The organism is Corynebacterium auriscanis (assembly GCF_030408435.1).
Classification (GTDB): domain Bacteria; phylum Actinomycetota; class Actinomycetes; order Mycobacteriales; family Mycobacteriaceae; genus Corynebacterium; species Corynebacterium auriscanis.
In genome coordinates, this window is the sequence record NZ_CP047046.1 from 1,931,443 (window position 1) to 1,949,800 (window position 18,358).

The window sequence follows — 18,358 nt, forward strand, 5'->3', positions numbered from 1 at the left end:
AGGGGCGTCGGATAGAGATCTGCGGAGCAGGTGAAGACAAGGCGCCTGGAGCAATTAGGTTTTGGGCACCCCATTGCGGTAAAGTCTACCCCCGCTGTTGTCTAAGTAAACGTCATCACCGTTTCATCGTGCAGCTCCGCACGCTCTCACCGGCCCGTCTAACCGTGTGATTGCAGTCGCGACGAGCCACTTTTGAATGCGGTGGAAGGAGAAAACCCATGTCGGCACATTGCCAGGTGACGGGGCGGACGCCGAAATTCGGCAAGACCGTTTCCCACTCGCACCGCCGTACGAGCCGTCGCTGGAACCCAAATATCCAGCGTCGCTCTTTCTACCTGCCCTCCGAAGGACGCACCATCACTTTGAACGTGTCCACCAAGGGCCTGAAGACCATCGACCGTGACGGCATCGAATCTGTCGTTGCCAAGATCCGCGCCCGTGGGGAGAAGATCTAAACATGGCACGTAACGATATCCGTCCAATCATCAAGCTGAAGTCTACGGCTGGCACCGGTTACACCTACGTCACCCGTAAGAACAAGCGCAACAACCCAGATCGTTTGACCATCAAGAAGTTCGATCCGGTAGTCCGCAAGCACGTCGAATTCCGCGAGGAGCGATAATTTATGGCTAAGAAGTCCATGATCGCGAAGAACGAGCAGCGCAAGGAAATCGTCGCCCGCTACGCGGAGCGTCGCGCTGAGCTCAAGAAGATCATCAAGAACCCGAACACCTCCGACGAGGATCGTATGGAGGCACAGTGGGAGCTGAACCGTCAGCCCCGCAACGCTTCCCCAGTCCGCGTTCGTAACCGTGACGCTGCTGACGGCCGTCCACGCGGTTACCTGCGTAAGTTCGGTTTGTCCCGTGTCCGCGTTCGCCAGATGGCTCACCGTGGTGAGCTGCCAGGTGTGCGCAAGTCCAGCTGGTAAGAGGAGCACTGCGAAATGAAGCGCAACAACATGAAAAAGGCGCGGATGGAGCAGTCCCGCCGCCCCAAGAAGAACCCGCTCAAGGCCGAGGGCATTGAGACGGTTGACTACAAGAACTACGCTCTCCTGCGCAAGTTCATCTCTGACCGTGGCAAGATCCGTTCTCGTCGCGTCACCGGTCTGACCCCACAGCAGCAGCGCCAGGTTGCTACCGCTGTGAAGAACGCTCGTGAGATGGCTCTCCTGCCATTCCACAGCCGCTAAATCCTCCCTAGGGGTTTAAGCACCAAGACGTTTAACAGACAAGCCGAAAGGCCCGCTAACCTGTACTTTTGTATCCCTCCGGGGATGGGAGAGCGCAGGCGAGCGGGCCTTTTGGCGTATCTGGTTTGCTACCTGAGCACGGTTTACCCTCTTCGCCCAAAACACCAGTCTGGTAGCCTGTTTCCCATGACGAATAACAATGCAAACAGTCCTCTCGGTGGAGACAACCCTTATCAGAACAACGGTGGCTACGGCCAGGACAATTCCAGTTTCGGCCAGGGTAGCTATGGACAAGACCAAGGTAGCGCCGGTTACGGTCAAAACGATGCCGGATTTGGTCAGGCCGACCAAGGTAGCGCCGGTTACAGCCAGCCATCTCAGGGCTACGGTCAAAGCGATCAAGGTTACGGACAGCCAACTCAGGGCTATGGTCAAACCGATCAAGGTTACAGCCAGCCATCTCAGGGGTACCAAGCATTCCCCAACGCTGCGCACCACAACAGCATTGGGCTGCAGCAGGGCGGGGTGGAATACCCCGGTGCGGGGTCCCGCTTCCTCGCGTTCTTTTTAGACTCAATTGTCACAGGTATTATTACCTCGGTCATCGTCTGGCTGGGCTTCCAATCGGAAATTCGACCGATCATCAACGGTGAAGCAACGGAACTGCCATTGTCCGTCAAGATCGCTTCTGCCGTCCTCGGACTGCTTGTGTGGTACGCCTACCGTGTGACCATGGAGGCTCAGGCCGGCGGCAGTTTGGGACGCATGGCTACCGGTACCCGCGTTATCAAGGCCAACGGCGAACCCATCGACTTTGCAACCGCCGCCAAGCGCAATATCTTCTATCCGATCGCCGTGATCTTGAACCTCATTCCTATCATCGGCTTTCTGCTGCAATTCGTGTTCTACATCGCGTACGGTGTCTCTATATCCAAATCTCCCACCAAGCAGTCCTTCACCGATAAGTCAGCCCCTGCGCTTGTTGTGAAGAAGTAGGGCTTTTCTGCCCAGTGCCCCTCCCCTCCCGAGAAATTAATCCATGATCCAAGTTTTGGCCGGTTTCGCCGTCGTCATTGCGATCATCGCCCTCGGGTTCGCGGTGGGGCGTTTTCGCCTTTTAGGCCCTAATGCGGTTTACACGCTCAATATGTTCGTGTACTGGATTGCACTACCGGCAACGCTGGTGCACTTCATGTCCAACACGAACGTCTCTGAATTATTCGGCGCAAACTTGGCCGTAGTCGCCCTCAGTACGCTTTCGGCCGGGGTGATCGGTTTCATAGGCTACCGGTACCTAGCTGGTCGCGGCACGAGTGATTCGCTCGTGGCCATGTTGGCCTGCTCCTATTGCAATGGGTCAAACCTCGGCATCCCCTTGGCCACCCATCTATTGGACAATCCTTCCCTTACCCTGCCGGTCATCCTTTTTCAGGTGGGCTTCTACGGCCCAGTTTCCGTACTATTACTGGATCTCAACTCCGGACACCGCTCGCAAAGTCTTCTCCGGGACCTCGCGCTGACCATCATCAAAAACCCGCTCATCATCGGCGCGGGCGTCGGTATAACGTTATCGGTCGCTAAGCTGAACTTTGGGTTTCAGCTGCCGGCGATCGCCGCGGAGCCCATAGAGATCATCGCGAACGCCACTGTGGCCGTTGCCCTGATCGCATTTGGCATGTCGATGGCGGAAGTCCGCGTTTTCCAGCGCGGCCACAGCCCCCGCCGCAGCGTTCTGGCCGCCTCGCTGGTCAAGACCGTAGTTCACCCCGCCATCGCCTTGGGGCTGGGGATTTTTATTTTCGACGCCACCGGCCAGCTGCTTTTGGCCATGGCGTTACTGGCCGGTCTTCCAACGGGGCAGAACGTATTCACGTATGCCCAGAGATTCGGGGTGAATAAGGTCCTAGCCCGCGATACCGCGGTTATATCTACAGCCATGTCGATACCGTGCATGGCGGCCATTATGGTGTTGCTGAATTAACGGATGCTGGGTGGGGGCTAGGGCCGAGGGAAACACATCCCGTGGGTGAACACATCGACCTCTGAACGGAAATACAACAGCCCCGCGTGAGCTTCCTCAATGTGAAGCCCGCGCGGGGTTGCGTTCGTCAATGGGGTTGGCGTTCAGGTGGCGATACACGACGGAGCGTTGCGTGCGTTATCGCCTCAGCGTTGGTTAACGCCACAGCAGCAGCGCATCACCCTGACCGCCGCCGCCGCACAGGCTCACGCCTGCTTTTCCGCTGGCCCGTCGCTTGAGTTCGTGTACAGCATGCACGACAAGTCGCGCACCGGAGCAGCCGATAGGGTGGCCCAGCGAAATGCCACCACCGTGAATGTTTGTCTTATCCAAGGGGTAATCCAGATCCTTCAGCGACTGAGCTACAACCGCTGCGAACGCTTCGTTGATCTCTAAGAAATCAAGGTCGTTGACGGACCAGTTAGCCTTGTCGAGTGCTGCCTTCAGCGCCTGCGATGGCTGGGAATGCAACTGGGTATCTGGTCCCGCGGTTTCACCGTGCGCGCCGAGGGTGGCCAGGATTTCCAGCCCATTGGCTTCCGCGTACTCGCGAGAGGTCAAAACGACCGCCGCCGCACCATCTGAAATCTGGGAGGAAGATGCTGCGGTGATTGTGCCGTCCTTGCGGAATGCGGGGCGCAGCTTTGCTAGGCCCTCCTCAGTCGTGCCTGGGCGAATACCCTCGTCAGCGCTGACCGTCACCGTTTCCTTGCGTCCCTGGATTTCAACCGGAACGATCTCCTCGGCAAACACACCCTCGTTGGTGGCAGCCTCCGCGCGCTGGTGGGACAGAGCAGCAATATGGTCTTGTTCTTCGCGTGTGATACCGCGAGACACGTTGCCCTCGTCCGTTTCCAAACCCATAGAGGAGCCTTCAATAGGATCGGTCAGACCATCGCGCTCCAGTGTGTCCTCCAGCTTCAACGCACCGAAACCCTTTCCAGCGCGTACACCGCGAGCCACGTGTGGAGCATTGGACATGGATTCCTGTCCACCGGCAACGACAACTTCAGCTTCGCCCAACTTGATAAGGCGGGCGCCGTTAATGACAGCGTTAAGTCCAGACAAGCAAACCTTATTAAGGGTGATGGCTGGGGTTTCCATTGGAATACCCGCGGCTACGGCAGCTTGTTTCGCCGGGTTCTGACCCGTGCCAGCTTGGACTACCTGTCCCATAAAGACGTAATTGACCTTGTCAGCAGCAACGCCCGCGCGTTCCAATACTGCGCTGATAACCAGCGATCCAAGATCTACTGCGGTCTTTGGAGCTAGACCGCCCAGCATGCGTCCTTGGGGGGTGCGGGCTGCACCGACGATAACAACGTCGTTAGCTGATTCACTCATATGACTTGTAATACCTTTCTGCAACGATTTGGCCTTGGTATGTGTCTACCACGATGAGCTGCAACCGGACACTAAATGGTGCAACCGTATCGTTTCTGGCTTCGTCATCAGTTACTTCCTGCGCGAGTTCCACGTGGACTAGCGCATATCTTCTGCGTCAAACGCACAATATGGTGATAAAAGGATCCACTGGTCCTCCATTCATCGAGCGTAGTTCAATAGCTCAGCCGATGGTGGCTGGTTCAGGTTCTGAGTACAGGTGGTAGCACCTATGCCTCGCACGCGCCCAGACGGCGGCTTTCCCAGTGCGACCGCCGGAATCCTCGAAGAGAGTACGCCGTGTACGCGCATAGGCGGTCCTTCACTTGAAAAGTGGGCGAATTACTTCCACGGCGAGTGCTGTCAGCCGGCAACCCCCGGTGGGATTTAGTTTCCGGATATCCCGTCTATGAACTCTGTTTTGCTGGTCACAGGCCACCTTAAAAGCCAGGACAATCCCGTGAATTGGTGAATACATGTCCAGCACTGACATTTATTCAAGACAGTTTCGGCCCGAATAAAGTGGGAACATTTTTTGGCACGATCCAGCACACCCCCCTTACTCAGGTCTCGTATATGTAGATAGATTAAATAGCATTTGACAGTTCCGAATAATTGAATCTCTTAAGGCATTGCGCTACCGATATGGTTTTTATCCTAAAATTATCCGCAACATATCGCCAATTCACCCATATAGGTGTAGCTAAAGTACCTCATTAGTTATGATTTTTCTAAGTTTTTACCAGTAAATGGCGATTAACCCCTTAGGTCATATGCTGCAAACTAGCTGCTCAGGACATTATTGCCTTTCTCTTGATAACCGTTTTCAAAATGTTTGGCGTAAAAAGTTTTTCATTTGGTTCCCAAAGCGACCTCGTTGCAATTAACTTCGCTCTGCAGATGCAACGAAGATCACATCTGCTGATTCGAGTTGACATCCAATCCAGACATGACCCGCTTCACCAGGTAAGGAGTTTTGCCCGTGCCAACGGCGAATACATATCGATACCCTAGAAAGGAATGCAGGTATGGATAATCTCATTAACATCGACAACGGCGGAACCCTAACGGACATCTGTGTTGTAACCAAAGACGGGATCGCTTTCACCAAGACCCATGACGACCCCTACAGATCTGTCCGAATGCTTCTTCAAGGGCATTACAAAGGCATCAGGTGAAGTATTCGATGAACCGAACCTTCCTGCGCTTCTGAACGCAACACGCATTATTCGGTATTCCTCAACACAGGGCACGAATGCCCTGGTTGAGAGGAAAGGTCCCGGGCTGGGCGTAATTGTTGAGGATGCGAATCTGATTTCGCAACTCAGCTACGACGAGCAATCCACAGCGCTATTTACGGACCTCGTGGGTTCCCGGACCTTTGTCCTAGACAACAATGCCGACGATAAGGAACTTGAGCTGCTCAACGCAGTAAACAAGTTGACAACCGCCGGCGCAGAACGTCTGGTCATTGCTGCCAGCGACCGGGAGAACGAACACGAGTACATGCGCGTTTTGCTCAAACGGTTCCCTCGGCACCTGCTCGGTTCCGTGCCAGTCCTATTCTCTTGGGAATTTGCGGACGACACCAACCATGTGCGCCGTATCTGGTCCGCAGTTCTCAACAGCTTCCTGCATCCAACGGTCGAACGATTCCTCTACTCTTCAGAACACCGTCTGCGTGCACACAAGGTCAAGAACCCGCTGCTGATTTACCGCAATGACGGTGCGTCCTCTCGTGTCGCAAAATCGGTTGCACTACGCACTTACTCCTCCGGCCCGCGCGGTGGCCTTGAAGGCACCCGTGCGCTCGCCGAGGAATACGGTTTGAAGCACGTGCTGATGATTGACGTCGGAGGAACCACCACTGACGTGGGATCAATCGATGACCTGGAAATCCGTACTGATCGCTACGGAAAGGTTGAAGGCATCGAGTCCTCGTACTCCCTTTCCGATGTTCGATCGGCCGGCGTCGGGGGAAGTTCCATCATTGCCGTCAACGACGGCAAGATCACTGTCGGCCCAGAGTCCGTCGGTGCTGCACCTGGACCAGCGTGCTTCGGTTTCGGTGGCGATAAGGCCACTATCACCGATGTGAACCTGCTGCTTGGCATCCTCGATCCCAGCACTTACCTCAACGGTGAGCTCAATCTGGACCCCGAGCGTTCAAAAGCCGTCATTACCAATACAGTTGCAGAACCGCTGGGCATTTCTTTGGATGAAGCTCTCATCCGGATGGAAAAAGCCTACGCCCAGGAAGTCGCAGCCGCCTTCACTCCGCAGATCAAGGATGTATCCGAAACTGCTCTGGCAGCATTTGGTGGCGGTGGACCAATGAGCGCATGCCTCGCTGCACGAATCGCGGGTGTCAAGAAGGTATTGATTCCTCGCCTCGCCGCGATCTTCTCCGCGTATGGAATCAGCTTTTCCGACGTCTCCCAGACCGTGCGTACCGATATCTCAGGACAGTCGGAATCCGGTCTTGAGGCGGCCAAGGATGAGCTCCAGAAACTGGCTACCCGAGCAATGTTCCAAGAGGGCTACTCCATCGACGAATGCAAGCTCGATTGGCGCACCGTAGTAGAGCGCGCGGATGGCACCACCACTGAACACACAGGTGTTGATACCTCCGATACAGACGATGCTCAGCGCGTCTTGCTCGAGCTCACCGCGACCTACGTCTTGGAACACCCTCACCTCGAGGGCAGCTTTGGTTCAAACGGCCCCGCGGCCGAATCAACCTCTACTCGCTCGATCCTCAGCGAAACAGGAGACCGCAACAACGTTCCCGTCTACAACCTGGATGAACAGCCTGCGCAGGCACACGCAGAAGGACCAGCCATCATCGAAGGCCCCTTCTTTACAGCTCGTGTTCCGGATGGATGGGCTTTCACGGTTTCTGACGCGGGCGATCTGCTGCTCGAAGATGTGACGACCTAGGAACAGCAGATTCCCACGTGACGGGGTTGCTATAACCCCGGAAAACTCTCCCAACTCAAGCACCCCAGCACTTCTACACTAAGGAGAAAAGCATGAGAGTTCCCATGACAGAATATCTGTTAATTGATCTCGATACAGAACGCTGGATTTGCCGCGCATGTGGCTACGACCTCGCCGATGCCCGAGGCAACTACAAGGTCGGAACCTTAGTTTACGACCGCAACCCAGAAGAAATCCACCCTTCGATCTTGGACAAGGAACGTTACGAATACACGTTCTCCCCTGATCCAAAGTTCTGCCGGATTCTTGAATACTACTGCCCCGGCTGTGCGACCCAGATCGAGGCAGAGTACCTGCCACCAGGACACCCACCGGTCATCGACATGGTTTTCGACATCGATTCCTTGAAGGAGCGATGGGAAACATCCGGAAACAACCCAGAAACCGTGCTGAACTACGGCCCAGGCGAGAATGCCGAAGCTGATCTTAGTGCGCGCTTCGACAAGGAAGGAAAGTAGTATGCGCAGGATTTCGGTCGATATCGGCGGTACCTTCACAGACTGCTTCTTCGTGTGGGATGAAACCTATATTGAGTCCAAGGCTCTGACTACCCACCACAATCTAGCTCTGGGTTTCAATTCCGCCTTGGATAATGCCTGCGATCGAGCAGGACTGTCCCGCGAAGAGGTCTTAAAGGGCGTGGACTCCGTCCGTTACGCTACGACGTTGGGCACGAACGCGCTCATTGAGGGCAAGGGGCCAAAAGTTGGTGTCTTGGTTACCCACGGATTCGAGGACACAATTCACATTTCTCGTTCGAAGGGATACGGCGCCGGCCTGGACCCACTTAAACAGGGAGATATGGCGGATGCCGAACGCCCTGAGCCACTGGTACCTCGCAACTTCGTTCGTTCCGTCAGAGAACGGGTGGACTCTGTTGGTGAAATCCTCGTCCCATTGATGGACGACGATGTCCGTCAGCAGGTTCGTGAGCTGGTGGATGAAGGTGCAGAAGCGCTTGTGGTGGCCCTGACAAATGCCACCGAAAACTCAACGCACGAAGAGCGCATCCTGGAAATCATTCTGGAGGACTTTCCATCCCACGAACTCGGTTCCATCCCCGTTCTGTTATCCAGCCAGGTATCGGGTCGAAAAGGCGAGTACGTACGTACCTCGTCAACAATTATCGATGGGTTCCTGCATGAGACTATGTTCCATGCGCTGAACCAGCTGTCCCAGAACCTGCGCGCCTCCGGTTATGAAAAGCCGATGCTCGTGGTTCACAATTCAGGTGGCATGGCACAGCCGAACTCGACGGACGCTCTGCAAACCATTCACTCTGGTCCTATTGCCGGCGTTGGTGGTGCACAGCACCTATCCGAAGTCACCGGGTTGGGCGATGTGGTCTCGATGGATATGGGTGGAACGTCATTCGACATTGGACTAGTTCCCGAAGGCGGCATCCAGCACTACGATTTCCAGCCAACCATCGGCCGCTGGCTAGTTTCGGTGCCTATGATTCACCTCAACACCCTTGGTTCCGGCGGTGAATCTATCGCATCCTACGACCGCGTTCACCACGCTGTTAAGGTCGGACCAGAATCCGCTGGTTCCGATCCGGGCCCGGCAGCTTACGACCGGGGTGGGCTTCGCCCTACTGTGACGGACGCTGACTTGTTGCTGGGCTACCTCGATCCAGATAACTACGCGAACGGCTTCATCAAGCTGAATCCAAAGTGTTCGATGTTCGCCATGGAAGAGCACGTTGGCGATTACCTCGACCTCGATCCAATCGAGTCGGCAAAGGTCGTCAAGCGAACCGTCGACGAGCAAATGGCCATCGGTATTGAGATGGAGCTGCGCTCACACGGCGGTGTCGTCGACGATTACACGATGCTGGCTTACGGCGGTAATGGCCCATTGCATGCTTGCGGCATTGCGGATAAGGCCGGCATCAAGCGCATTCTGTTCCCACCATTCTCCTCGGTGTTCTCAGCACTGGGTGCCGGTAATATGAAGCCGCTTCACATTCACGAGCGTTCGGCATACATCGTTTTGTATGACCCGATCACTCGCCAGCTCTTCGATGACTACGACCGGTTCAACGGTTACATCGACGAACTCGAGCAGCGCGGACGAGAAGACCTCATCCGTCAGGGTTATGACGTTTCAAAGGTTGAGCACCGCCTTGAAATGGATATGCGCTACGGAAACCAGCTAGTAACCACCGCTGTTTCTTTTGACCTCAACCGCTTGGAGAACGTGGGCGACGTGTTGAACGTTATCCGCACGTTCTCTGATATCTACGGTGACCGCTACGGCGAAGGCACCCAGGCTCCCGAAGCCGGTGTCCGCGTTCAAACGGTTCGCGTGGCCTCCTACATCAACGGTGATGTCGTTAATTTCGAATCCCTGTTCTTCGAGACCGAGCGCACTACGCCGGAGAAGGTGAGCAGTCGAAAAGTTCACTTCGTTGGATTCGACGAGCCCTTGGAGACACCGGTTTACGATGCAACCGCCCTCAACGAGAAATACGTTGTCGAAGGGCCAGCCATCATCACTACCGTCAGCACCACGTACCTCATCGAACCCGGTTGGCGGATCGAGCCAACGCCACAGGGAGCTGTGTGGTTGCTGAAGGGGGACACACGACCCCGCGGAAAACACGATCCCAGCTCCGCCGCTTCCGAAGCGGTCGAACAACCCAGCAATCGTTAGAGTGAAAGGAACACACCATGACGACACCTGAAAAGGTTACGGGACATGTACACATGAGCCACGAGGAAATGGCTCGCCAACTCACTCCCGAAGAGCAGCAGTGGGTCGATGACTTCATGAACGACACCACGTTGTTCTTGGGCCCAGATCCAGAGATCATGCGTAATCACAGCATCAGTGCACGCAGTGATTCTGAAGAGCGCATCCTCGCCCAAGAGCATGATCCACTGCAGGCGGATCGCATCCGCCGTCGCTTGGCAGGTTCCTTGGATGAAGCCTTCGAGATGTGTGAATCCATGGGTGCGGCACCCGGCGCTAAGTGGGCTGACCTTTCCGTGGCAGTTTACACTGCCGCCGGTGACGTTTGCTACATGTCTAACCGAGGCGTTATCGCCTTCTCTGCAGTGCTCCACCACCCGATTCGCTGCATCATGAAGTACTGGAAGGACGAACCCACTGTTGGTATTAATCCAGGTGACGGATTCTTCCACAATGACGCGCGATTCGGCATGGTTCACAACACCGACCAATCGATGCTGGTTCCCGTCATGCGCGACGGTGAGATCATCGCTTGGGTAGGCGCTACGATCCACGAAGGTGAAAACGGCGCCTGTGAGCCAGGCGGTATGCCATCCGGTTCCGAGACTCCGTTCGACGACGGTCTTCGTGGTTCCCCAATGAAAATTGTGGAACGTGGACACCTGCGTCGCGACCTGCTGACCTTCCTGCAGCACTCCACCCGTGATCCAAAGTTGATGCTGGCAGATATCAAGGTGAAGATGGGCGCTGTTCGTCGCGTCATGGATATCGTTGACCGCACCATCGATGAGTTCGGTGTGGAACCATTCATGGCCGCCATCCGCATGACCGTCGAAGACGTCGAAAAGGAAGTTCGCCGCCGTATTTCGGAAATGCCTGACGGCACCGTTCGCATTAATCAGTTTGTGGATTCAACCCTGAAGGAAAACATCCTGATTAAGTTCGCGTGCACTATCACCGTCAAGGGAGATCGACTCATCGTTGATCTTCGCGGTACAGGACCGGAGATTCTCAACCGAGCAATCAACTCCCCTTACGCGTCCACGAAGGCGTTCATGGCTCAGGCGATCCTCTCTTACTGGTGGCCCGATCTACCTCGCTCCACAGGCGCCCTGTCCCCCATCGAGATCATCTCTGAGGAAGGCACTTGGGCTGACTGCTCTTACGACGCTCCAACGGGTCAGAACCTGCAGGCTTCCTTCCGTGGATTCACCTGCCTCCAGGCTGCCTACGCCAAGCTGCAGTTCTCTGTTGAAGAGAAGTACGCCAACGTCATTGCACCTTGGTTCAACCAGATCAATGACTTCCTGTGGGGTGGCGAAACCCAGCACGGCGAGCAGGTCGGCAACCTCTGTGCAGATCTGAACGGCATGGGCGGTGGTGCTAAGGCCTTCCAAGATGGCGAAGACGCAGTGGCTCCACTTTTCTGCGCCATGGCAGATACCGGCGAGCAGGAAGTGATGGAAGAAGAGGTTCCATTCCTGCAGCTGGTTTCCAAGCGCGTCGTTCAGGATAACCAGGCATTCGGCAAATACCGCGGTGGCATGGGCTATGAGATGATTGTGGCCGCCCGCAACACCCCGAGCTGGGGCTTCATGACCGTTACTTCCGGTGCGAAGTTCTCCTCAGTTCCCGGCTTGTTCGGTGGCTACGGCTGCCCAACCTACCCGCTGGCCATGGTGAAGGGGATTAACATCTTCGACATCGTGAAGAAGGATCCATCTCAGTTCGATCTTTCCATGAAGCGCGTTATGAACGAGCAGCCCTACGAAGGTGGCAAGTACAGCACCTACCACATGGGCCTGCAGTTCGATCACTCCCAAGAGGGCGAGCTATACATGATCGCTCAGGGAGCGGGCGGTGGCTACGGTGACGTCCTAGAGCGTGACCCTGAACTGGTGATGAAGGACATCAAACACGGTCGAATCTCCGAGTGGGTTGCCTCGAATATCTACCACGTTGAGTGGAACCGAGAAACCCTGGTTGTGGACACCGAGCGTACCGAGCAGTTGCGCAAGGAAGAACGCCAGGCACGACTGAACCGTGGCAAGCCATACACCGAGTTCGTCAAAGAGTTCGTCACCGAAGAGCCCGCCGAAGACCTGCTGTACTTCGGTAGCTGGGGTGACGAGACCGACGAGGTCACCGCAACCGTATGGGATGCCCAAGGACCAAAGCGCGTCAAGGGCAAGCTCGGTGAGATCCCGTTGATTTACGTGCCGAACCGCCACGTTCTCAAGATTGAAAAGCTGGAAGAGCGCATTCAAGAACTGGAGTCCAAATACGGAGAGGTTTCTCAACGAAAGGCATAAATAGCGCCGCAACCTTCCCCGGTGGCATGCCTCTTTCCACTTTCACGTTGAGTTGGCATCCATCGCCGGTGGCTCGTCGGCAATGAGCCACACGCCCCAAAAAAGAATGTGACTTCCGTTAACGGAAGTCACATTCATTCACTTACCCTTCGCTGTTACTTATCCGAGGAAACAGTTGAACACGCTGTCTAAAGGAAGAAATCGACTATGAGCACATCAATTGCAAGCCTTATCCAAGGAGAAAACTCCTCTCAGCCCCAGCTAATCATTGATTCTTGGCTTTACGCACAGCAGGTACTTCTCCAGGGAAAGCCAGTGCCCTACGATGACCCCACGGCCTTGGCAAACCACGCGAGCCAGGCTCAGCGCCTACTGAACTCTGCAGTGACGATCCTGCCGCTCAACGCTGTTCGAACGTGGTCCATGAATAACTTGGATGAGCTCAAAGAAGCAATGGGTGAGAAGTCTCGACCGGGCTATGCGGCCAGGGTTGCATCCACCGACGAGACCCTGCGAGCACGGTTGCAAGACATCGTTTCCGCCTTTACCAAAATCGTCGGCGGACACATTCTGTTGCAAGTATCGTGCCCGAAAGCACTGGCATACGAGGCAGATGGGGTCGTCGATGGTGGAAATGAATTCGACGATGACGATGCGGAACGGGTTTCAATGTACCTCTCGGATAATTTGCGCTCCTTCGCATCCACAGGCATTTCGGGAATCCTCATGGATGAAAGGGACTACTCCACCACCGAAGAAGCGTACCAACCGATCATCAATGTCGCCGCTCACTACGACTGGGTAATGGGCTACCGCCATGACAATCGCGTTGATTTCCCACAACTTGAAGCCTCGTTGCCCACTGTAGATTCGGCTGTGTGGAACTCAGAAGAACCTCTGCCGAAGGATAATGCTGTGGCGGTGACCACCATTCCGGCAGACGCAACCCCTGAAACGGTCTTGGAAAAGCCGAAGGCATTCCGAGCCTCCTAACCTCCGATAAAACGTGCAAAAAGTAGCAGTGATCGACCACATTCAGCTCGTAGCTGGCAGATCACTACTACTTTTTGGTGTGCCCCTGTCCTGCAGCAGTACACCTACTTTTCGGTATACATCCCCAAGATTTCAATAGCTTTCTCACGCATCTCCACCTTGCGAACCTTGCCCGACAATGTCATCGGGTATTCATCCACAACGTGTACGTAACGCGGTACCTTGTGCCGGGCAAGATGTCCATCGCAGAACTCCCTCAAATCTTCTACAGTCAGCGGCTCTGCGCCTGGATTCATAATGATCCAGGCCATGAGTTCCTCACCATATTTCTCATCAGGCACACCAATGATCTGAGCATCGGAGATATCCGGGTGGGAGTACAGGAATTCCTCGATCTCACGCGGGTACAGATTCTCTCCGCCGCGGATAACCATGTCCTTGATACGCCCGGTGATCTGTACGTAGTCACCATCATCCATCATTCCTAGGTCGCCGGTATGCATCCAACCGTCCTCGTCAATGGCCTCGGCGGTCTTGACGGGCATGTCCCAGTACCCCTTCATGACGGAGTAGCCGCGCACACAGATCTCGCCTTGCTGACCGCGGGGGAGAATGTCCCCGCTTTCGGGGCTGATGATCTTCACTTCGATGTGGGGGCCTGGGCGCCCTACGGTTTCTACGCGCTTGTCCAATGGATCATCCGGCAGCGTTTGTATGGAAACTGGGGAGGTCTCGGTCATTCCGTAGCAGATGCCGACTTCCTCCATGCCCATGATGTCGATCACTTCACGCATCGTTTTCGTAGGGCAGCTGGTGCCAGCCATGATTCCGGTACGCAGGGTGGATAGGTCCAGTTTGTTCTCGCCCATGTTCTCCAGTTCCTGCAGCTCCGCGATGAACATGGTCGGTACACCATACAGGCTCGTCGCCTCACCGTGATGCACAGCTTCTAGAGTGGCCCGTGGGTTGAATACCGGGCCCATGATGATCGTCGTTGCGCCGTGGCTAAAGGCCGCGATGTTGCCCATGACCATGCCGAAGCAGTGGAAGAACGGCACTGGAATTACTACGCGGTCTTGGTCTGTGTAGCGTAACCGCTCCCCTACCATGTATCCGTTGTTGAGGATATTGCGGTGGGTGAGGGTGGCTCCCTTAGCCAGTCCGGTTGTACCGGAGGTGTACTGCAGGTTTATGGGATCGTGCGGATCTAGGTCTTCTCGTACTGCATTCAGATCAAGGATTGCGTGATTCGATAGCTCATTCCAGCGCTCGGATCCGAAGTAGATGACCTCTCGGTAGTTGTTATCAAACTCATGTTCGGCGGCACTCACCATAGCGCGATAGTTCGAATCTTTGAATCGCCCGGCCGAGAACAGTGCTTTGATACCAGCTTGGTTCATCACGTAATTCAGCTCACGCCGGCGGTAGCTGGGGTTGATACACACCAAGATCGCTCCGATTTCGGCGGTTGCGTATTGCACGATTGGCCATTCCCAACGGTTGGGAGCCCATATACCAATGCGGTCGCCTTTGCGGTACCCCGCTGCGTGCAGGCCACTGGCCAGTCGCATCACGCGCCGGTGAAACTCGGCGTATGTCAGGCGAACATCACCATACAGATCCACGATTGCTTCGTTATCGGGGTACTTCGCCACGGACCTTGCTAGGTTCTGGCCCAGTGTTTCCTCCAGCAGTGGAATGTCCGTATCGCCGGCGGCGATGGACAGCTTCGAATTCGCGTCTGCCACTGTAGTCATGATGAAATCCCTTTCCTTTTCTACCGTTAGGGGTCTGTTTCTGCGTTTTGTCGGGGGCTGGGGGTGGGGTTTCTATTCCATCGACGCCGCCCTGGCCTCAATGACCTCCGCCTGCCGTAGGAGCGGAGCATCAATCATTTGGCCATCCACAGCGAAAGCACCGGAGTTGGTTCTGGCTCCCTCAATGACCTTTTTCGCCCACGTCAGCTGGTCATCCGTGGGCCGATAGGATTCCCGAATCGCTGGTACCAACCCGGGATGGATGCTCACGGTGGCCGTGAACCCGCTGGCTGCTGCATCCGTGGCTTCCGCTTTGGCACCGTCCACGTCGCTGGTATCGGCGTGGATCGAATCCAGGGCAACTTTGCCCGCGGCCGCTGCGTGCAACAGCACCATGGTTCGGGTGTGCCGCGGGACTTCGCGGTAGCCACCGGGGTGGCCGGAGATGCCACCGCCTGGGGTTGGTTTTTCATCCGCGCCGTAGCGCGAGCTAGTACCGCCTAGAGCCGCAGTGAGGTCTTCAGCACCCCAGAACAGTGCATCCACGCTGTGGTGGGTGGCAATTTCCTGCAGGTTGAGCACACCTGTGGGGGTTTCAATGAGCGCGATGATGCGCACTTCATCCGGGGTGTTTCTATCGCATTCCGCCAGAACCTGGTCAATGTCGGCCGCGCTTTCAACCTTGGGCAGCATGATCCGGCGGAAGGCGGTGCGCCCCACGGCAGCGACATCCAATGGCATGTCCTGGGTGTTGGCCGGGTTCACACGCACGATGGTTTTGTTGGGATCTAACTCGGTTTCGGCGATGTGGCCACGCGCGGCTTCACGGTTTTCTGCACGGCAGCCGTCCTCCAAATCCAAAATAACTGTGTCTGAACGCTCCGCAGCTTTCGCGAAACGCTCAGGGCGGTCAGCTGGAGCGAATAGCAATGCCGGGCCAGCGGGAATCCAAGGAGTGGTGGTAGATGAATTGCTCATGAACGTCGCTCCCCATTGTTGGTCTCAACCACGTGTGCGGGGCCGCTGCCTGTACTACCTGTATGTGCAGGACTACCGGTCGCGGGGTCGGTGTGTGCGGGGCCGCTGCCTGCACTACCTGTGTGTGCGGGACTAGCGGTCGCGGGGTCGGTGTGTGCGGGGCCGCTGCCTGCACTACCTGTGTGTGCGGGACTAGCGGTCGCGGGGTCGGTGTGTGCGGGGCCGCTGCCTGCACTACCTGTGTGTGCAGGGCTGCCCGTCGCGCGGTCGGTATGTGCGGGGCCGCCCGTTTCGCCACCGATTGCAGCATCCCTGCTCTCTGCATCCGCACGGCACTGCATCATCGTGGAACGCGTGGCTTCACACACGATCGTTCCGTCTTGGTTTCGGCCGATGTGCTTGAGCTCCACGATGCCCTGGTTCGGCCGCGATTTGCTCTTGCGTTTAGCGATACACGTGGTCTCCACATAGAGCGTGTCCCCATGGAACATCGGGGCTGGGAACTTCACCTCAGTGAATCCCAGGTTCGCAACAATCGTGCCCAGAGTTAATTGGGAAACGCTCAGTCCCACCACCGTGGACAGTGTGAACATCGAGTTCACCAAACGCTCGCCCCTAAACCCAGGCTGTTCTGCGGCCCACGCGGCGTCGAGATGAAGGGGCTGTGTGTTCATCGTTTGAGTCGTGAAAAGGGTATTGTCAGCCTCCGTCACGGTACGACCCGGGCGGTGCAGGTAGGTCACGCCCTCTTCGAATTCCTCAAACCACAAACCGCGCTGCAAAATTTTCTTCTCAGTCATGAGTACTCCTGCCTCTTTTCGAAAAACCTAGGTAGCCCGCGCTCTCACAACCCCAAGTGACGGGCGATCAGCATCTGTTGAACTTCGGTGGTTCCCTCGCCGATCTCTAGGATCTTCGAATCGCGGTAATGACGGGAAACGCGGTACTCGTTCATGAAGCCGTAGCCACCGTGAATCTGTGTGGCATCGCGAGCGTTGTCCATAGCTGCTTCGGAACAGATCATTTTCGCGATTGAGGCTTCCTTCGCACAGTCCTTACCAGCAACCATCTTCTGGGCCGCGGCGTGCCATGCCTGACGTGCGGTCCACGCCCGCGCTTCCATGCGAGCGATCTTGAAGGACACGGCCTGGTAATCACTGATGGGTTTGCCGAAGCTGGTGCGCTCTTTGGCATAGCGGACGGATTCATCCACACAACCCTGTGCCGCACCACACGCCAAGGCGGCGATCGCGATGCGTCCCTCTTCCAAGATGGAAAGGAACTGCGCGAAGCCACGACCGCGCTCGCCCACCAGATTTTCCTCTGGCACGCGCACGTTGTCGAACGTCAAGGGGTGCGTGTCACTCGCATTCCAACCGACCTTGTTGTAAGCGGGCTCTGCGGTGAATCCTTCCGTGCCGCTGGGCACGATAATCGCGGAGATTTCCTTCTTTCCATTGTCCCGCTGGCCTGTAACGGCAGTGACCGTGACCAATCTGGTGATGTCCGTCCCGGAGTTGGTGATGAACTGCTTCGAGCCGTTGATCACCCACTCGCCGTCTTCCAACTTCGCCGTTGTCTTGGTTCCACCGGCGTCCGAGCCCGCCTCGGGCTCCGTCAAACCGAAGCCGGCTAGTTGTTTACCGGCGACCAAGTCAGGCAACCACTTTTCCTTTTGCTCCTGGGTGCCAAAGCGGTAAATCGGCATGATGCCCAGCGAAACACCCGCCTCCAAGGTGATGGCCACGGACTGATCCACGCGCGCGAGTTCTTCCAATGCCACGCACAGCGCCATATAGTCGCCACCCATGCCGCCGAATTCCTCGCTGATGGGAAGGCCGAACAGCCCCATTTCACCCATTTGGCGAACCACGTCGTATGGGAAAGTGTGATCACGGTCGTGCTGGGCCGCCACTGGGTCCACCACGTTGTTGGCGAAGTCCTCCACGCCCTTGCGCAGTTGCTCCAATTCATCGCTCAAAATAGCCATTGTCTTCCTGCTTTCTGGTGTTTGTGTCTCTGT

General features: G+C 56.1%; 16 protein-coding genes. 11 read left to right on the plus strand and 5 right to left on the minus strand.

All coding sequences use genetic code 11. The annotated features are described in order from the left end of the window. The first annotated feature begins 218 nt into the window (after positions 1-218). The 6 genes from rpmB (at position 219) to CAURIC_RS08240 (ending at position 3,176) form a co-directional block, all read left to right on the plus strand. Positions 219-455, plus strand: a complete 237-nt coding sequence (gene rpmB / locus CAURIC_RS08215; protein ID WP_070434103.1) for a 50S ribosomal protein L28 — start codon at positions 219-221, stop codon at positions 453-455. A gap of 2 nt (positions 456-457) precedes the next feature. After that, positions 458-622, plus strand: coding sequence for a 50S ribosomal protein L33 (gene rpmG / locus CAURIC_RS08220; protein WP_013889009.1), 165 nt, complete (start codon positions 458-460; stop codon positions 620-622). A gap of 3 nt (positions 623-625) precedes the next feature. Further along, complete coding sequence (gene rpsN, locus CAURIC_RS08225) at positions 626-931, plus strand: 30S ribosomal protein S14 (RefSeq protein WP_035113257.1); 306 nt, start codon at positions 626-628, stop codon at positions 929-931. Between the two features lie 15 nt (positions 932-946). Continuing rightward, a complete protein-coding gene (rpsR, locus tag CAURIC_RS08230; RefSeq protein WP_035113256.1) occupies positions 947-1,195 on the plus strand; it encodes a 30S ribosomal protein S18 in 249 nt (82 codons plus the stop codon). Between the two features lie 186 nt (positions 1,196-1,381). Continuing rightward, positions 1,382-2,191, plus strand: a complete 810-nt coding sequence (locus tag CAURIC_RS08235) for an RDD family protein (RefSeq protein WP_052094787.1) — start codon at positions 1,382-1,384, stop codon at positions 2,189-2,191. 43 nt (positions 2,192-2,234) lie between these two features. Next, positions 2,235-3,176: an AEC family transporter gene (locus CAURIC_RS08240; protein WP_035113255.1), complete on the plus strand. Its 942-nt coding sequence runs from the start codon at positions 2,235-2,237 to the stop codon at positions 3,174-3,176. A 195-nt stretch (positions 3,177-3,371) separates the two neighbouring features. On the opposite strand, the gene CAURIC_RS08245 is transcribed toward CAURIC_RS08240, so the two are convergent. Then, positions 3,372-4,559, minus strand: coding sequence for an acetyl-CoA C-acetyltransferase (locus CAURIC_RS08245; protein ID WP_035113254.1), 1,188 nt, complete (start codon positions 4,557-4,559; stop codon positions 3,372-3,374). Between the two features lie 1,155 nt (positions 4,560-5,714). Between CAURIC_RS08245 and CAURIC_RS08250 the strand changes: the two genes are divergently transcribed. From CAURIC_RS08250 to CAURIC_RS08270, 5 genes are all read left to right on the plus strand, one after another. Next, complete coding sequence (locus CAURIC_RS08250; protein WP_328286697.1) at positions 5,715-7,538, plus strand: hydantoinase/oxoprolinase family protein; 1,824 nt, start codon at positions 5,715-5,717, stop codon at positions 7,536-7,538. A gap of 92 nt (positions 7,539-7,630) precedes the next feature. Beyond that, positions 7,631-8,056: an acetone carboxylase subunit gamma gene (locus CAURIC_RS08255; protein ID WP_035113253.1), complete on the plus strand. Its 426-nt coding sequence runs from the start codon at positions 7,631-7,633 to the stop codon at positions 8,054-8,056. A 1-nt stretch (position 8,057) separates the two neighbouring features. Further along, positions 8,058-10,256 carry a hydantoinase/oxoprolinase family protein gene (locus CAURIC_RS08260; protein WP_084588080.1) on the plus strand — a complete coding sequence of 733 codons (2,199 nt, stop codon included), beginning with the start codon at positions 8,058-8,060 and terminating at the stop codon, positions 10,254-10,256. Positions 10,257-10,309: 53 nt separating this feature from the next. Further along, positions 10,310-12,607, plus strand: a complete 2,298-nt coding sequence (locus tag CAURIC_RS08265; RefSeq protein ID WP_290183427.1) for a hydantoinase B/oxoprolinase family protein — start codon at positions 10,310-10,312, stop codon at positions 12,605-12,607. A 207-nt stretch (positions 12,608-12,814) separates the two neighbouring features. Next, positions 12,815-13,600, plus strand: a complete 786-nt coding sequence (locus CAURIC_RS08270; protein ID WP_052094785.1) for a hypothetical protein — start codon at positions 12,815-12,817, stop codon at positions 13,598-13,600. A gap of 104 nt (positions 13,601-13,704) precedes the next feature. On the opposite strand, the gene CAURIC_RS08275 is transcribed toward CAURIC_RS08270, so the two are convergent. The 4 genes from CAURIC_RS08275 to CAURIC_RS08290 all read right to left on the minus strand — a co-directional run bounded on the left by CAURIC_RS08275 (position 13,705) and on the right by CAURIC_RS08290 (position 18,325). Further along, a complete protein-coding gene (locus tag CAURIC_RS08275) occupies positions 13,705-15,357 on the minus strand; it encodes an AMP-binding protein (protein WP_052094779.1) in 1,653 nt (550 codons plus the stop codon). Between the two features lie 72 nt (positions 15,358-15,429). Next, the gene (locus CAURIC_RS08280; protein WP_290182437.1) at positions 15,430-16,335 is read right to left on the minus strand and encodes an HpcH/HpaI aldolase/citrate lyase family protein; all 906 of its coding nucleotides are present in this window, start codon (positions 16,333-16,335) and stop codon (positions 15,430-15,432) included. Continuing rightward, positions 16,332-17,135 (minus strand): MaoC family dehydratase, encoded by an 804-nt coding sequence (locus tag CAURIC_RS11055; protein WP_353959076.1) that lies wholly within the window; start codon positions 17,133-17,135, stop codon positions 16,332-16,334. The genes CAURIC_RS08280 and CAURIC_RS11055 overlap by 4 nt, the downstream gene beginning before the upstream one ends. 44 nt (positions 17,136-17,179) lie before the next feature. After that, positions 17,180-18,325, minus strand: a complete 1,146-nt coding sequence (locus CAURIC_RS08290; protein WP_035113251.1) for an acyl-CoA dehydrogenase family protein — start codon at positions 18,323-18,325, stop codon at positions 17,180-17,182. Positions 18,326-18,358 lie beyond the last annotated feature (33 nt).

Bases quoted from the DNA above. Each gene is read 5' to 3' on its own strand.
- rpmB (WP_070434103.1), top strand. From the start codon at position 219: ATGTCGGCACATTGCCAGGTGACGGGGCGGACGCCGAAATTCGGCAAG.
- rpmG (WP_013889009.1), top strand. From the start codon at position 458: ATGGCACGTAACGATATCCGTCCAATCATCAAGCTGAAGTCTACGGCT.
- rpsN (WP_035113257.1), top strand. From the start codon at position 626: ATGGCTAAGAAGTCCATGATCGCGAAGAACGAGCAGCGCAAGGAAATC.
- rpsR (WP_035113256.1), top strand. From the start codon at position 947: ATGAAGCGCAACAACATGAAAAAGGCGCGGATGGAGCAGTCCCGCCGC.
- CAURIC_RS08235 (WP_052094787.1), top strand. From the start codon at position 1,382: ATGACGAATAACAATGCAAACAGTCCTCTCGGTGGAGACAACCCTTAT.
- CAURIC_RS08240 (WP_035113255.1), top strand. From the start codon at position 2,235: ATGATCCAAGTTTTGGCCGGTTTCGCCGTCGTCATTGCGATCATCGCC.
- CAURIC_RS08245 (WP_035113254.1), bottom strand. From the start codon at position 4,559: ATGAGTGAATCAGCTAACGACGTTGTTATCGTCGGTGCAGCCCGCACC.
- CAURIC_RS08250 (WP_328286697.1), top strand. From the start codon at position 5,715: ATGACGACCCCTACAGATCTGTCCGAATGCTTCTTCAAGGGCATTACA.
- CAURIC_RS08255 (WP_035113253.1), top strand. From the start codon at position 7,631: ATGAGAGTTCCCATGACAGAATATCTGTTAATTGATCTCGATACAGAA.
- CAURIC_RS08260 (WP_084588080.1), top strand. From the start codon at position 8,058: ATGCGCAGGATTTCGGTCGATATCGGCGGTACCTTCACAGACTGCTTC.
- CAURIC_RS08265 (WP_290183427.1), top strand. From the start codon at position 10,310: ATGAGCCACGAGGAAATGGCTCGCCAACTCACTCCCGAAGAGCAGCAG.
- CAURIC_RS08270 (WP_052094785.1), top strand. From the start codon at position 12,815: ATGAGCACATCAATTGCAAGCCTTATCCAAGGAGAAAACTCCTCTCAG.
- CAURIC_RS08275 (WP_052094779.1), bottom strand. From the start codon at position 15,357: ATGACTACAGTGGCAGACGCGAATTCGAAGCTGTCCATCGCCGCCGGC.
- CAURIC_RS08280 (WP_290182437.1), bottom strand. From the start codon at position 16,335: ATGAGCAATTCATCTACCACCACTCCTTGGATTCCCGCTGGCCCGGCA.
- CAURIC_RS11055 (WP_353959076.1), bottom strand. From the start codon at position 17,135: ATGACTGAGAAGAAAATTTTGCAGCGCGGTTTGTGGTTTGAGGAATTC.
- CAURIC_RS08290 (WP_035113251.1), bottom strand. From the start codon at position 18,325: ATGGCTATTTTGAGCGATGAATTGGAGCAACTGCGCAAGGGCGTGGAG.